A 775-nucleotide genomic window follows, 5' to 3' on the forward strand; every position below is an offset into this window, starting at 1 on the left:
GTCACGCACCGGTTGCTGTTGCGCATCGAACAGGCGGGCGAGGATGCCGGGGGCGATGGCGAGCATCGCGCGCTGGCTATCCTGCGTGCTTATTTCGGCACATTGCAATGCGAGCCGCGCTCGGCCCGGGTGTTTTTGGTGGAGATCCGGGGCGTGAGCCGGTTGGTGGACGAGGCGCTGGGCCGGTCCCTGCGCGAATTCGGGGGACTGCTCGCCCGGACGCTGCTGCCGGGTGCGCCCGAGCCCGATCCGATGCTGCTGGCCGGCGTGGCGGGCGGCATCATCCACGTGGCGCTGCACTGGATTCGGCACGAGCATGTGCCGGAGGTGGATACCGTGGCTGCTACCGCGCTGCAGTTGGCGCTGGTACTGCGGGCAGTCGCGCGGGGCTGAATCGGCATTTCTTGATTTATTTGCTTGATTTGCTTGCCTTAAGCAACCAATAATTTGCCTCAGGCAAATAAACCGTCCCCGTCATGTCTCCCAATCCGCAAGTTCTTGCGCGCGCGGAAACCGTGCGCCGCTTCAATCGCTTCTATACCCGCCAGATTGGCCTGTTGCACGAGCATCTGCTGGAAAGCGAGTTTTCTCTCACGGAAGCCCGGATCCTGTACGAGCTGGCCCATCGCACGGGCCTGACCTCGTCCGACCTGTGCCGTGAGCTGGGCCTGAACGCCGGCTACCTGAGCCGGGTGATCGCCGGTTTCGAGAAGCAGGGGCTGGTCGCCAAGACCCGCTCGCAGGCCGATGCCCGCGTCAGCGAGCTGGCGCTGAC

Annotated in this window: 1 protein-coding gene and 1 pseudogene; both read left to right on the top strand. The window is 64.6% G+C overall.

Annotated elements, in window-relative coordinates; translation table 11 throughout:
• Positions 1 to 393, top strand: a pseudogene (locus AB4Z27_RS29205) (TetR/AcrR family transcriptional regulator); the annotation flags it as partial.
• 83 nt (positions 394 to 476) lie between these two features.
• The coding region (locus tag AB4Z27_RS29210) for a MarR family winged helix-turn-helix transcriptional regulator (protein WP_441646006.1) at positions 477 to 775 on the top strand (299 nt) is incomplete at its 3' end.

Source organism: Cupriavidus sp. KB_39 (assembly GCF_052114485.1).
Taxonomy (GTDB): Bacteria; Pseudomonadota; Gammaproteobacteria; order Burkholderiales; family Burkholderiaceae; genus Cupriavidus.